This is a genomic window from Bacillus infantis NRRL B-14911 (genome assembly GCF_000473245.1).
Taxonomy (GTDB): domain Bacteria; phylum Bacillota; class Bacilli; order Bacillales; family Cytobacillaceae; genus Bacillus_AB; species Bacillus_AB infantis.
Genome location: NC_022524.1, coordinates 2,671,710 through 2,685,900 on the forward strand (window position 1 = coordinate 2,671,710; position 14,191 = coordinate 2,685,900).

Annotated in this window: 13 protein-coding genes; 1 reads left to right on the top strand and 12 read right to left on the bottom strand. The window is 44.9% G+C overall.

What is annotated here, in order from left to right:
- Positions 1 to 337: 337 nt before the first annotated feature.
- The 8 genes from N288_RS13525 to N288_RS13560 form a co-directional block, all read right to left on the bottom strand.
- Entirely contained in the window at positions 338 to 1,189 is an 852-nt protein-coding gene (locus N288_RS13525; protein ID WP_009793325.1) for an AraC family transcriptional regulator, read from the bottom strand.
- Positions 1,190 to 1,349: 160 nt separating this feature from the next.
- A complete protein-coding gene (locus N288_RS13530) occupies positions 1,350 to 2,462 on the bottom strand; it encodes an ABC transporter substrate-binding protein (protein ID WP_009793324.1) in 1,113 nt (370 codons plus the stop codon).
- Positions 2,463 to 2,942, bottom strand: a complete 480-nt coding sequence (locus tag N288_RS13535) for an ABC transporter substrate-binding protein (RefSeq protein ID WP_009793323.1) — start codon at positions 2,940 to 2,942, stop codon at positions 2,463 to 2,465.
- Positions 2,943 to 3,066: 124 nt separating this feature from the next.
- Complete coding sequence (locus tag N288_RS13540; RefSeq protein ID WP_009793322.1) at positions 3,067 to 3,582, bottom strand: RNA polymerase sigma factor; 516 nt, start codon at positions 3,580 to 3,582, stop codon at positions 3,067 to 3,069.
- Positions 3,583 to 3,593: 11 nt separating this feature from the next.
- Positions 3,594 to 5,804: a sensor histidine kinase gene (locus N288_RS13545; RefSeq protein WP_009793321.1), complete on the bottom strand. Its 2,211-nt coding sequence runs from the start codon at positions 5,802 to 5,804 to the stop codon at positions 3,594 to 3,596.
- Positions 5,805 to 5,808: 4 nt separating this feature from the next.
- Entirely contained in the window at positions 5,809 to 6,501 is a 693-nt protein-coding gene (locus N288_RS13550; RefSeq protein ID WP_009793320.1) for a response regulator transcription factor, read from the bottom strand.
- A gap of 581 nt (positions 6,502 to 7,082) precedes the next feature.
- On the bottom strand, positions 7,083 to 7,712 hold the full coding sequence (locus N288_RS13555) for a DUF2812 domain-containing protein (RefSeq protein ID WP_009793318.1): 630 nt from the start codon (positions 7,710 to 7,712) through the stop codon (positions 7,083 to 7,085).
- Between the two features lie 12 nt (positions 7,713 to 7,724).
- Complete coding sequence (locus N288_RS13560; protein ID WP_022543992.1) at positions 7,725 to 8,039, bottom strand: PadR family transcriptional regulator; 315 nt, start codon at positions 8,037 to 8,039, stop codon at positions 7,725 to 7,727.
- 158 nt (positions 8,040 to 8,197) lie between these two features.
- On the opposite strand from N288_RS13560, the gene N288_RS13565 reads away from it, so the two are divergent.
- Positions 8,198 to 8,971 carry a class I SAM-dependent methyltransferase gene (locus N288_RS13565; protein ID WP_009793316.1) on the top strand — a complete coding sequence of 258 codons (774 nt, stop codon included), beginning with the start codon at positions 8,198 to 8,200 and terminating at the stop codon, positions 8,969 to 8,971.
- Positions 8,972 to 9,028: 57 nt separating this feature from the next.
- On the opposite strand, the gene N288_RS13570 is transcribed toward N288_RS13565, so the two are convergent.
- Genes N288_RS13570 through N288_RS13585 form a run of 4 tightly spaced genes read right to left on the bottom strand, consistent with a single transcriptional unit; the run spans position 9,029 to position 13,977 of the window.
- Positions 9,029 to 10,732 (bottom strand): M56 family metallopeptidase, encoded by a 1,704-nt coding sequence (locus tag N288_RS13570; protein ID WP_022543993.1) that lies wholly within the window; start codon positions 10,730 to 10,732, stop codon positions 9,029 to 9,031.
- A gap of 12 nt (positions 10,733 to 10,744) precedes the next feature.
- On the bottom strand, positions 10,745 to 11,806 hold the full coding sequence (locus N288_RS13575; RefSeq protein WP_009793314.1) for a LolA family protein: 1,062 nt from the start codon (positions 11,804 to 11,806) through the stop codon (positions 10,745 to 10,747).
- Positions 11,796 to 13,271 carry a HAMP domain-containing sensor histidine kinase gene (locus N288_RS13580; RefSeq protein WP_009793313.1) on the bottom strand — a complete coding sequence of 492 codons (1,476 nt, stop codon included), beginning with the start codon at positions 13,269 to 13,271 and terminating at the stop codon, positions 11,796 to 11,798. Before N288_RS13580 ends, N288_RS13575 begins: the two co-directional genes overlap by 11 nt.
- Complete coding sequence (locus N288_RS13585) at positions 13,261 to 13,977, bottom strand: response regulator transcription factor (protein WP_009793312.1); 717 nt, start codon at positions 13,975 to 13,977, stop codon at positions 13,261 to 13,263. The genes N288_RS13580 and N288_RS13585 overlap by 11 nt, the downstream gene beginning before the upstream one ends.
- Positions 13,978 to 14,191: the final 214 nt, after the last annotated feature.

Sequence of the window (14,191 nt, forward strand, 5' to 3'; positions counted from 1 at the left end):
TTAGTTTGGTGTCTGTTTCGGGACGGCAGGTTTGCTTGGATCGGCGCCGCTGCTGAAAATGTGAATTGGTAGAATATTTTTTGAAATGGTAGATTATCTGCTGAAAACGGTAGATTATCCTGCGAAATGATTGTATTATTTGCTGAATTGATTGAATTAACCGCCAAATAAATTAAAAAGCAGCTGCACCTATAAAAAATCCCAATAAGATACTAGATTTATCACAAACCACAAGCTTCCCGAAGCCTAATATTCCATAACCTGACTCCAGACAGTCTAAACACCCTTCTTTACGCAAAAAAGAGCAGCTTTCTGCCGCCCTTTCACTTCAATCTGCTTATTTTACCGGTATCCAGATCTCAGAATAGCAGTCCGGGCTGTAAGGATCATCGTCATTGTAGACTTCCAGCTCTGGTGTCCCAGCATGCTCGTACGGGTTGGAAGGGAACCACTCTGAGAAGATTTGCTTCCAGGTATTCTGCATAGCATCAGGCATCTCACCATGCACCTCGAAAACAGCCCATTTGGAGGCAGGAATGATCAGCTCTTCTAATCCTTCCGGCTTCCCGCCTTTGCACTCTGCCGCAATCCAATAGTCCATCTTCGGCTCTCCGGTCTCACCCCTTTTATCGACACAAATTCCAAGAACATGTTCATTCAGCGTAAAAAGGATTTTATTGATGCCGTCTTCATGCACCTGCTTCCACATTTTTGGAATGCCTTTGAAATTCTCACCGTTTTCCATGGAAAATTCCTTTCTGATCCCTGCCGCTGTAAAGCTTTCTTTTTCAATGATTTTGTACTTCATTGGTTCCGCTCCCTTCAAGGTTACCTGTATGACCAGGCGATTATAGGCGTTCAGCTGTCCAGCCTTTTTCCGCGCATCTGTTGGTGTCAGCCCATGCTGGCGGCGGAAGGCTTTCGCGAAAGCCTCGGGAGTGTCATAGCCATATTTCAGGGCGATATCGATGACCTTTTCATCTGATGTTGTAAGCTCCTGCGCTGCTAGCGTCAGCCTCCTCTTCCGCAGATATTCTCCAATCGACATATCTGTCAGTACCGAAAATGTCCGCTGAAAATGGAAGGAGGAAGCATTTGCCTCCAAGGCAATATCCTCAATTGAAATATCATCCAGAAGGTGTTCCTCCATATAATCGATCGCTTTCTGAAGCCCCTCAGCCCATCCCATATCGCTCACTCCTTGCTTTTATAGTAGCAGTGGAATCTCGCCTGCTCCTGTCAATTCCTGCTCTCTGCTGACAGAGACTATGTTCCGTCTTATATAATTCGCGGCCGCCCTTCCAGTACCTTTTTTTCAAAAAAAAGAAACCCTAAGGTTCCAACATAGTCTATCTTCTTGACCAATGTCCTGCATCCACCGATGTTTCTGCCAGTTCAAAGGTTGTTGCATAGGGCTTGAAATCAACATGCTTGTTGACAGCATAAAGTTTATCCGGAACACAAAGAAACAAAAGCAGGGCATGATGATGGACGAAACGGTCAACATCCCTTGCAGCCTCCAGCAACCTGGACCTGTCGGTTTCTGCTGACATTTTAGCATATATCTCCTCAAACTCATTGAGAACAGGTCCGGTACGCAGCGATCCGTCACGGCCGAGTAGCTCCCGGTGAAAATAAGCAGGTGTTCCTTCGTAAAACAGCGCGGACGCTTCACCAATAAAAATGTCCCATGGAGGATTGAACTTCTTTTCTGCAATCAGGCGCCTCCAATATACTTCCTGTTCGGCAGGAAGTATTGAATATTCCACCTGGATGCCCAGACCATTCTGTATTTGTGCTGCCGTGGCCTTCAATAGCTTTTGGTGTTTCTGGAAAGATGCCATACGGAGCACCCGGCCGCTGGGATAGGCACCTTCAGCCAGAAGAGAACGCGCCTGCCCGGGATCAAAAGGGAATGGTTTGAGCTCCGGAGGAAAATCTTGTGCAAAAGAAGGTGTCAAGGCTGGCGGTGCCTCCGCAAACCCGTTATATGCGTTTTCAATCAGCAATTCACGGTCCAAGGCTAGATTAATGGCGAGGCGGAGGGACAGACTGTCAAAATTTACGTTCTTACGATATCTGTTGAAAATCCCTGCGACCGCTTCGTTTCCATTAGAAATGACAAGCCTGGCATACTTGGAAGCCACTGTTCCTTCCGCCTCATCGGGAGAAAGTTCAGTCACAATATTCACCTGACCTTCTGTGTTTTTGCACAGCTCCAGTGCCTGCTCTTTCGTCAGGTCGTTCCGAAAAACGGCTTTATCCAGCTTTGGTCCCCGGCCGCGATTATGATAAGCTTTATTTGCATCCAAGATAACATAGCGGGTCCTTTCCTCCATTACTGTCAGCCAAGCAGCCGCAAAAGGGGCATTCTCAATTAACGCTGGTATATTTTGAATCGAAGAATATCCTTCTGATAAAACAAATGGTCCGGTACCCCACGGGCCGGGTGCATCCAGCACTCACCAGTGTCCTTCTCCGCTGCCAAGCTTAAGGTAGCCAAAGCCGAGAGTATCCCAGAACCTCCTGTTTGCCAGATGGGCTGCACGCAGCTTTGCCGGAGCCAGTCCATCCGGATCGGCAAATTTCAGGAGGACCGTATACTCATCTTTTACTTCCAGTGTGAAAGGAATAAAGTTCAGGAAGGTTCCCGGAGGGTGTGGAGCTTGCCATCTGGACAGCTCGTGTAAGCTCTCCTGTACAGTTAGTGCCGATAACTTCTCTCCATTCTGAAACTTCACTCCTTCCTTAATCCTGAGTTCAAGCACATTCTCACTGTGCCAGTGATAATCCGCCAGGTTCGGGACAACCTTCCCTTCCTTGTCAGCCCGGACCGCCTCCTCCATAGTATTGAATAAAATATACAGCCAATTTTGGGGAGAGGAATCTGCCACATAAATCATCCCGGCTGCTTCCTTTTTGCCTGTTTGCAAGCTTTTCATCGTTGCACCTCTTTGCTCCTAAAGTATCATTCTGGGTATAGAATATGCTTTTCTGGCGTATTTGCCCCAATTCCTAATACGCAAAAAAGGAGCCTTTTCGTGGCCCCTTTAGTTCTTATGTCTTCTATATATTCGCCGCTCCCATAAATAAAGGCTTCAATCTTTTCCTCGCCCTGTACAATCTTGTTTTTACTGTACATGGCTTCAGGTTAAGCATCTCTGCAATCTCTTTTTCCTTCAGTCCCTTGCTTGCTTTGAGGTGCAGGATATCTCTGTAGCCATCCCCTAGAGTATTAATCGCCCGATTGATCTGCGCCTCCATCAGCTGGGCCTCTACCATGCTGTCAACCGCTTCGCTATTAACACTCCCCAGAGCTTCGATTGCCTCTAATTCCATAGGCTGGCAGCTTTTCTTCCGTTCCCTGCGTACAAAATCAATTGCTGTTCTGGCTGCAGTAACAGACAGCCACGCTCCCAGCTTCTCCTTGTCTATAATGGTGTGTGCCTTATTAAGTGCCTTAATGAATGTTTCCTGGACAGCATCTTCGGCTAAATAAGAGTCTCTTGTAATAGAATAGCTGATATGGAAGAGCCTTTTTTTATGAGTTTCATATGAATTTGCTATTTCTGTCCCAGTCATTTTTCCACCCCTCACTCCTCCAATGGCAGTATAAGAATCACCTTGAAAAGATCGCCGTCAGTCCCGATTTCAAGCTCTCCTTCATGTAAATCAATGATCGATTTGGCGATGGCCAGCCCCAGGCCTGATCCATCAGTATGGCGTGATTCATCTCCCCGTTTAAATCTTTCGGACAGCTCTTCTGCGTTATCATTAAGCTCATATTTGGAGACATTCTTGAAAGTGATTTCCGCTTTTCGGCCAGTTTCCCGGATAGAGATATACACACGGCTGTTTTCCAGTGAGTACTTCAGGATATTGCCGATCAGATTATCAAAGACCCGCCAGATTTTTTGTCCATCAACCATAGCAGCCAGCGGTTTGTCAGGTTTTGTGACCCGGAAATTCAGGCTTGATCCCTGAATCATCTCATCATATTCTCCTAGGGACTGCTGAAGAAGCTGAACAAGGTCTGCTTTCGTTTTGGCAAGCTCGATATTTCCGCTTGCCATTTTGCTTACTTCAAACAGATCCTCAATCAAAACCTTCAGTCTTTGGGATTTGCGGTCTATGATTTCAAGGTACGCCTTCCTCTCATCCGCCTCGATGCCTTCCTGCTTCAATAGCTCTGTATAAGTGATAATCGACGTCAAAGGAGTCCGGAGATCATGGCTCACATTCGTGATCAGCTCTGTTTTCAGGCGCTCGCTCTTGGCTTCCTGCTTCTGTGAAGTCCGCACCGCTTCCTTCAATAGATTGACATTGGCAGCATGGTCAGCCAGGACAGATCTCCCTGCAACTTCCAGATCCGGACCCAGATTTCCTGAAGACAATTCCTCCGTATATTGGACGATGCGGTTAAAATAGCCGATCTTTCTTACAAGGCTCATGGCAATCCGCGTGCCCAAACCAAATAGAATGATAAGATACACAATGATAAATATTGGATCTATAAGAATGATGATGGAAAGGGCTCCCATAGCAAACACGAGGATGAACATGATGAGCATTTTGGTGCTTGTGCTCCATTGTAAAAAGGCATCTTCCAAAGCTCTTTTGGATTGTGTATAAGCACTTTTGAGAACACTTCCTCCTTCATGGAGAAGACTCTTTTTCCATTCATTTTGGAATCGGTTTCCGTCCCTCACTACAGCTAAAATATAGAAAAACTGCACCAATGCCAATCCCCACAAGACTGTTCCAGCTATAATAAATGCAATCAGCTCCAGCCTGTCATACGGGACTTCTATCCAGTTTCTGACGCAGTCTATAATGACAGGCATACAAAGTGATGCACCCAGGGCAGAAAGCAGGAAAAAGAGAATTCTGGTATCGATCGGCAGCTTATTATAAAAAGGCACCCATTTTCCCATTTCGGTTTTTAATGCCGCAGATCTGCGCGTGACCATTATCCAGAGAAGGAAAGCAGCCATACCAGCGGCAGCCATAATTCCAAGTACCAATTGATTTAGCTTATAAGCTTGGCTTTCATAATAAAATGAATTTGAAGGCCCTATACTGGAGGCAACAGCAATTTTCCCTTCATAATCGCCAATGGCATTCAGAAGGGGATCAATCATTTCAGTTTCATGGGGCAGAGTATAGAAAAATGAATCTGGCCCCACGTAAAAATTTGTTGCAAACTGCACTTCATCTCCACGGAAATACTCTTCTGCTGTCTCACCGCTTTTTAAATCAACATTTGTAACTACCTTTCCATTCTGGTCATTTTTAAAATAATACAGAAAGTTCTTTTTAACCGTTTGATATTCTTCCCGGTACTGTTCCCTTTGTTTGAAAAGCGCTTCAAGCTTTTCTTCCTTTTCCTTGACCACCTTAGGCCTGACATGGTCATCACTTTGAAAATTCTTTGTAATGTCAGCGATTTTTTCATCTCTTTCCTTGATAAAACCTTCTTCTGCTTCAATATTTCCGGAATCGGCCGCACCCATAATGACAGCTTCGTACTGTGCATTGATATTATCTATCTGTGCCGGCAGGGAACCGTATCTCGTCCGATGTTCCTCAATTTCAGCGTCTGATACCGTTATGGCCTCTTTGGCTTCCGCTAAGTTAAGATCATGCAGCTCAAACATGCTTAAATATCCGGCTGCTTCATTAACTGAATACATGAAAGAATCTGAATGAAAAAAATCACGATGAGAATAATTGCTTGCTAAAAGAAAAGCTGAAAGCACCCCATTGATGAAAATGGTGAACAAAAGTGCCCATACGCCAATCATCAGCCTACCTTTCCATCTTGTATCCAACTCCCCAAACCACCTTTAAATATCTTGGATTTTTTGCATCGATCTCTATCTTTTCCCGTATTTTCCTGATATGTACGGCAACCGTATTTTCTGCATTATAGCCCGGTTCCTTCCAGACCAGTTCATAGATCTCCTGGATGGAAAATACCCGGCCGGCATTAAGCATGAGCAGCTCTACTATTTTATATTCTATCGGTGTAAGCTTGACAGGCTCGCCATTAACCTTGACTTCCTTTGTTTCCTTTTCAAGCGTCAGGCCATTCAGATCCACGACTTTTCTGATGCCTTCAAACGTCCCGAATGACACATATCTTCTCAGCTGTGACTTAACCCTTGCGACCAGTTCCATAGGATTGAAAGGCTTGGTTACATAGTCATCAGCCCCGACCTGCAGCCCCAGGATTTTGTCGGTATCCTCGCTTTTCGCGCTCAGGATGATAATCGGGATATTCTTTTTCTCCCTGATTTTATAAGTTGCTGAAATGCCGTCCAGATTCGGCATCATCACATCCAGGACGATCAGATGGACCTGGTGTTCATTGAGCATCTCGAGCGCTTCAATGCCATCGCCCGCCTTCAGCACCGTAATTCCTTCGTTTTTTAAATAAATTTCAATCGCGTCCCGGATCTCTTTTTCATCATCTACCACAAGTACATTATAATTTTCCATTCCCCTATTCCTACCTTCTTAGCAGCTGCTTATGTATCTATCATAAAGAGCAAATCTTAATATTCCTTTTATAAATATCTTAAGATTTTCTTAATATTGGATGTTGCTTCCCTATTGTATACTAGAAACCTAGCGGTGAAAGCAGCGAATAGAAAAAAGCCGCCGGGAGGCAGCTTAAGTGAAAGGTAACGTATATAAGGTGAAAGCAAGTTCCTCCAGTGACTAATTGATCATGATTTCCGTTTATGGTGAAAATGGGCCCCTTTCGCTGGGCTGCTGTATATCTCTTTTCAATAGGATTAGGCTGGCCTTTCAAGCAATAAAAAAAGCTTAACATGTTTTCGGGAAGTGATTCTGCTCCGTCCACTATTTTTCTTTTTACACGAAATAGTGGTTCCAGCTACTCCGGCTAGGACCATTATTTTTCTATTTACAGCAAATAGTGGTTCCAGCCCCTCCGCTTGTAATCACTATCCCTCTTTCTTATAAAATTCCCCTTACATTTCCTCCTTCCGCCCTCGCTACCCTGCCTTCCGCAAGCGGTCTCAGCACTTCCATAATGACTTGGACAACGCTTCTCCTTAATACTTCAAGGTTCCCGAATCCTTCGTTTCCCGGTACAGGCGCTCCGCTTTTGCACTGAATACGAGATATAAGATGAGCATGGCCGGAAGAACCAGCCAGGAGGCTCCTCTCATCAGTGCGAAGGGGGTCTCGAATAGAAACGCTGACCAGAAGCGGGCGCCTTCTTTTTCCCATAATCCCGGTGTAAAATAAAGCTCTTTGATATTCAGCAAAGCCATCGGTTCTATCGCGTCTGTAACGATCAGAGCGGTCAGGATAGGCAGGAAAGTCCAAAACAAAGTGAGATACATCTTTGACATGCGCTTGTACCGCCCAGCTTTTGAATCGGCATCTGAGAAGATATCTGCTTCAGCTTCAGATGAAGCTTGTATAAAGTACTGAGATCCTGAGGTTTTAGTTCCAGATATATGTTCCCATCCGCTGTCCCTAAAGAGCATCAGGTAATCATCGAAGTCGCCCTGCGAGGAAAATTGCCTGAAATCTATTTTATAATTAGCTCTTACTGGTTTTGCTTTGCGGAACCGGTATCCAAATGTCTTGGACTCAAGCAGAAATCCTTTGCCTGCCATCTTATTAAGCCAAAGCGCTTCTTTATCAAAATCAAAGAACCATTTGAACTTCCTCATTCTGTTCTCCTCCTATTCTTTTAACGCTTCCTCCGTGATCCTGGTCATGTGCTGCATTCTTTGATAATCCAGGAGCAGCATTTCCTTTCCTTTTTCGCTGATGACGAATACCTTCCGCCTGCTGTCATCGCTTTTAACAGGCTGAATGAATTTCAGCTTCTGCAGATTTTCCAATGCTCCATACAATGTACCTGCAGCCATCCTGACTTCCCCGCCGCTCAGCTCTTCTACCTTCTGAAGGATAATGTAGCCGTGTGCCGGTTCGAGCAATGATAATAAAATATAATAAACCGTTTCTGTAAGCGGGAGATGCTTATCTCTTTTCATATTGCCCTCCTCTTTAATCTTGTTCAACTGTATAGTTTTAGTTTATACAGTCAAACTGAATAATTCAACTGTATACTTACCTATTTTTCCATAAAACAGGAAAACCACCACAACCTGCAGAAAACATACTTAGTGACTGACAGAAAGGAGGAAACAAATTGACAAAACTCACTTCTATTCAGGGCTGGCTGGCACCACATTCAATCGAATGGTATGAACAGCTCGGCAAATTGGAAGGAAAATATCTGTATCCTTGGGATTCATTCATTAATGAGCCGAATGGAGAATCTATATTTGACAGCGAGGCTGAAGAATTGTCGGTCAATCAGAAAGTTCTTGACGTGGGGTGCGGGGAAGGCCGTTTTACCATGCACTTTGCCTCATTTGCCAAGGAAATTGTGGGGGTTGATGCATCAGAGGCGTTCATCATGGAAGGGCATCGACAGCGGATGCCTAATGTATCTTTTATCAATGCAAATACAAAAAGCGGCCTGCCATTTGCCAATAAGGAGTTTGATTTTGCCTATATTAGAAAAGGACCCACTTCTGCTTACCCTCTTTTAAAGAGAGCGGTGAAAGACGGCGGGCATATCCTGGGCCTTCATCCGGGCGACAGTCAGGGCCGGGAATTGCCTGGGTTGTTTCCGGTTCTATTTGAAGAAAAAACGGGTACTCCTATTCTAAAAGGACTGGAGAATCGTGCAGAGAATTCCAATTTTACGAATGCGACAATTGAAGAGGTGACCAGTATTGAATATCTCAAGTCACCGCTGGACGTCATCAAACTGGCCTGTTTCGGACAGCTGCCATCTATAACAGCATTCGTCAAGGAAAAATACGGCTCTGAAATCACCAGGATTTTCAATCAGTATGCAGCTTCCAGAGGATTGGCCATTACTCATTCCAGATATATCGTCCGGGCAGCTGTTTAAAGCAAGGAAAAAAAATGACCTGTTCTCTCCCTAAAGAAAGCACAGGTCATTCATACCTTATCTTGTAAAAGACTCCCTCATCCTGTCTGCGGCCCATCTCTTGATCATCCCTTTAGGGGAAGAGCTGTTTTTCAAGGTTTGCACACGCCAATACATAGGCGGATGGGGCATGAACTGAAATTCAATGAGGCGCCATATAAGCTTGTCGCGTTCAAGCGAGGAGATGACTCTCCTTTTTTCATCTTTTGCTGCACGGTATTCGGCTGACTGATTGACTTCATGATCCTGCCTTTCTGCCAGATCAGCAAGGCCGCCAGCCATTTGGCTATAGCCTCCCTTAAGAAGCTGTGCCCCGAGCTGGTCTGCTCTTACTTCCATCCACTGGGAAATAAAAGATTGATAAATAGGCAGAAACATCATGAGGAGCCAGACGCCAATAAAAACCGGAACAGGATATTCAGTAATATCAGGAACCCTGTCTAAAAGAAGCCATGCACATAATGCCAGCATCAAAAAATAGGCAATCCTCCAGATTTGCGACCAGAGTACATCCCGCTTCTTAACATGTATGGCTTCGTGGGCAAGAATGCTTTCTATGCTTGATGGGGGCAGAGATAATGTAGCTGTTGTTATTGTTACCATCCCGCGTCCAATATTCATGCCAGTGGCAAGGCCATTATATTGCGGAGAGTCAGTTTCATATACCTTTACTCCCGGAATCCCCGCCTTTGCAAAAATCCTCTCAGCCATCTGCCTGATTTCTGCATTTTCAATTTCCTTTGCATCCATCGCTATTTTCAAAACTCTATCAGACAGGTATAAATTGATGAGCCAATACAGGAAAGCTGAGGCTGCAATGGCCCAGGAATTCGCCTCCAGGAAATAGAGGATAAGAATGATCGATGTGTATGCTGAGATTCCTTTGACTGTGACCGCATAGTAAAGCTTTCCCGCCAGCCGCTTCAAATTTTTCCAGTGGTAAAGAGGAAGAACAGCTGCAGCTTCTTTTCCTGTTTGGCATTCCGGATAGCAGCTGATCATTTCTTTCAGCCTGTCTGTATCGGCTATATTGAGGTAGATCGTTTCATTTGCAGACCCTAAACGCTGAACTTGCCCCAGACTAGTTGTAAAATCGCTGTTTGAAGTAAATAGAGTCAGCAGGGGGTGAAGCCTCAAAATATCTGCCGCTTCTTCTTCCCTGTATTCTTTCAAAGCATACAGAGGCAGCTCTCTGCAATCGAGCCTGGAAACAATGAACAGCATATTGTTTTCTTCAGAAAAATAGATTCTTAAAGTAACAAAGACTATTACACGTTTTCCCAGTTCTGCCCCGGCAGCTATTAGGCCGAAAAGGAGAAATACCTTAAGCGGACTGGCCTCAGGACCATATATCAAAAACAAAATGGCTCCCAGAAAGACGGCCAGGCTGATTAGAATATCAGTCCAGATTCTAGCTGCATTCCGGCTGACTATCCATTCTTCCGCCTCTATCCTGCCCAGCTCCTCTTTCAGCTCCCTGTACTTTCTATAGCCGATTCCCGCCAGAAAAAGGGAGAAATAGGAAGTAGAAAGAAGGGAAATCAGCAAAAGGCTATCCAGAAATCCATTTTTATAAATCATCCAGCCGATAAAAGCAGCAGCCAGCAGGATTTCAGCGGCAGCTGCCCATTTTCGGTGATTAATCCCGATCAGCAGACCGATTCCGGCAATGGCAAATCCCCAAAATATCGGGAACATCATTTCAGTTATACTAGGCAGCATGATTCTCCTCCTTTAGCTGACAGGCTCCATGTCTTCAAGTTCCTTAATGACTTCCTCTTTGCTCAAATCAGGATGTTCAATCATCAGCACATAGCGGAGTCCCTCTTCATCCCAGCTGATCATGCGGAGTTCTTTCTCAAAAGAACCAGCTGTATTCCTTACAGTGACTCCCTCTCCGCCAAGATCCATATCCTCTCCTTCAGGAACCGGGAATGTTGAAATGCTGTAGCTCGGTATATCGTCTTTGGAATAATAGGCAGTCACCTCGGTCCGTGCCAATTCTCCGCCAAGCTCTGTCCATTCAATTCTCTCTAAGCTTTCTTCCAGGATCAGGATTGGCCTGCCCAACTTTTCTGCAGCCTGCTCTGCAGTGCCCTCAGTTGCTTCCATACTGGAATCGATCGATACGATCTCAACATCTTCTGGCAGATTTGCCTTAAATTCATCAGCTGCAAAATCCGGGGAAAAATCAACACTTTCATAGATTACTTCTGATCGGTTATCCCCTGAATTGGAAACTGACTTTATCGGAAACCATGTTTTTTTGTCAACCCAGAATTCCATATCGCCAAGCAGGTTTTCCTTTGACTTGGCATTTATTTTCAAATGATAAACATCCCTTCCGATCATCTCTTCTTCACCGGCCACTTCATATGAATGCGTGCCGCTGAGATTTTCAAGCATACCGGTGATCTGCTCTTTTTGCGTCATAGCAGCTGGAAGCTCAGCTCCACTGATATCTATTGATTGTGCCGTATTGCTTCCTTCCTCATAGCTGATGAGCTGTTTGCCGTCATTGATGGCAATGAACCGCATTCCATTTTCTCCGCTGTTCTCCATGATGATTTTCCTTTTTCCGTCTTTGTCTGCATATTCTTCAAAAGACGCATCCTCGGTGAGTTCACCATCACTATAAATCTTGTAAGATCCTTTTCCAAAATAAGCTGCAGGTTCTTTTCCGGACTCAAGTACATTGGAAACGATCTCATCTGAAGAAACATTGATGCTTCCGCTGCAGCCTGATAGAATCATGACCGCTGCACCTGCTGCTGTTATCATCTTTTTAAATCTCATTCTTGGTTTCCTTCCTTTCTCTAATCCAGCAGGCAAAAAGGGTTCCATCACCTTCACTGGACCATACACTGATTTTTCCTTCATGCTGCTCCATCAGCATTTTGCTGATGCTCAGCCCGATACCGGAGCTCCCTCCACGAGCCCTTGAATCTTCACCCTGGACAAATGGGAGAAAGATAGTCTTCTGCAGCTGTTCCGGGATATAGCTTCCTTCATTTTGTACCAGAAGTACTGCTCCACCTTTTCTCCACTTTTCCAGTTCATTTCTAAATGGAGAGTAAACAGCTTCAGGCAGTGATTCATTTGCAGAGACAGCAGCTGCCAGGATGGTGCTGCCTTCACCGGTATGCCGGATGGCGTTTGCCATTAGATTATCAGCTATCCTAAGCATTTGGCTTGCATTCAGGCTGTATATCCCGCTGACCTTTGTTTCCACTTGCAGACTGATTCCTTTTTTTAGGCAGGGCTCTTCATATCCGGCCAATAGATATTCAAAAAACTCTTCACCTTCCACCTCTGCCAGTTCAATTTTTTTCTGGCCGGTCTGCAGGGATGCATAAAGGGCGAGATCATCGATCAGCTGCTTCATGTAGCCGAGCTTCTCCAGCAGTATTTCTTTATATTCACTGCTTTCCTCTGCACTTAATGGCCGGCTGCCAGTCAATGCTTCTGCATAAGCCTGGATAACAGTGAGCGGCGTTTTCATATCATGTGACAATGCTGCTAAAATAAATTCCTTTTCCTTCTGCTGCTGTACGATTTCCTCCTGGGACTTCTCCAGCTGAGTTTTCATCTGATAAAAGCCTTCGTAAAGTGCACCAATTTCATCTCCTGCAGTCTGTTCTTTTTCTATTGGCATTCCGCCGGCAAAAAGCTCCATCTGGTTTTCAAGCCGCTGCAGGGGCCGATTCAGCTTTCGGTTTATCACGAGCGCTGCTGCCGCATACACTGCCAGCAGGAAGACGGCTAATGATGCCCCATAAAGGAGGGTGCGGTTTTCAACGCCTTTCATCCAGGTCTGCCGGGCAAAGGTGACCTCATAAATCCCTATCAAGTTGCCATCCGCAAATACCGGTTTTTTCACCACATAAGATCTCATGTTTTTTTCCATTTCATGGAGCCCTTTATACAGATCTTCCTGCCTCCTCTGCTGGAGCCTGTTCACTGACAGGTCTTCAAGGGAGGAAAAAAGAGAGACTCCATCCGGGCGGTAAAGAGAAATTTTGAGCTTATCGCTGGATAGCTGTTTGATCTGTTCGTACCGGCTGGCCGGCTGGATCTGATAAAGATCATTGTTATCCAGTTTGGGGCTGAGCTCCTGCATTGTTTGCTGCACTTCCATGTATTCCGTAATATCTCTTTGTTTGTCCCACTCAGATATGCTCGAGTACAGCAGAAAAAGAAACAGCAGAGGAAGCAGCATCACGGCGAGATAACTGATTCTGAGCCAGGTTTTAATTTTCATCCTTATCTTCTCCAATGAAACGGTAGCCGGAACCCCAAACTGTCTGTATAAAAACAGCTGACCTGGAAGTATCCTTCAGCTTGCTGCGCAGGCTTTTGATATGCACGGTTACCGTATTGCTTGCAGAAATATCCTCCTGTTTCCAGATCATTTCAAGCAGAGCTTCTTTCGAAAAAGTTTCAAAAGGATTTTTAGCCAGGAGATGCAGCAGCTCATATTCCTTTGCAGTCAGATTCAGCAATTGACCGTCCAAGTGAACCGCTTTTTGAGAAAAGTCGATTGAAAGGCCATTATGATAGACATTCACCTTGCTGGTATCATTTACTCCCTGATATCTTCTGTACCTGCGTAAATGGGAGGTAATTCTGGCACTCAGCTCTTCAAGGCTGAACGGCTTTGTGATATAATCATCCGCTCCCAGGTTAAAGCCTTTCACCTTGCTTTCATCTTCTGACCTTGCACTGATGATCAGCATTGGAATTTCATGCGTCTTCCGGATGGTCCGCAGCAGCGTGAAACCGTCCAGCTCAGGAAGCATTAGATCGACAAGCACAAGATCAAAGGCCTCTGCAGCAAATTCCTCCAGCCCCTCTTTTCCGGTAGATGCCCATGCCACACTGAAACCATACTTCCGTAAATGATCACTAATGATTTTGGCGATCTGCCCATCATCCTCCACGAGCAGCAGTCTTGCTTGCTTTGCCATATGCCCCTCCCCTTCCAGTCCATTATATAAAATGATACATGTATCTAAGAAAACTTTATAAACACTTCATAATTTCAAAAAAAATAAAACTGCCAGGCCCGTTCCCAGCAGTTCAAATTTCAAACCATCTTTTACCTTTTATTCTAATTATTATATTGATATATTACAACACTATTAATTCTGTTTAAAAAGGGATTCGCCCCTTTTTGCAGAA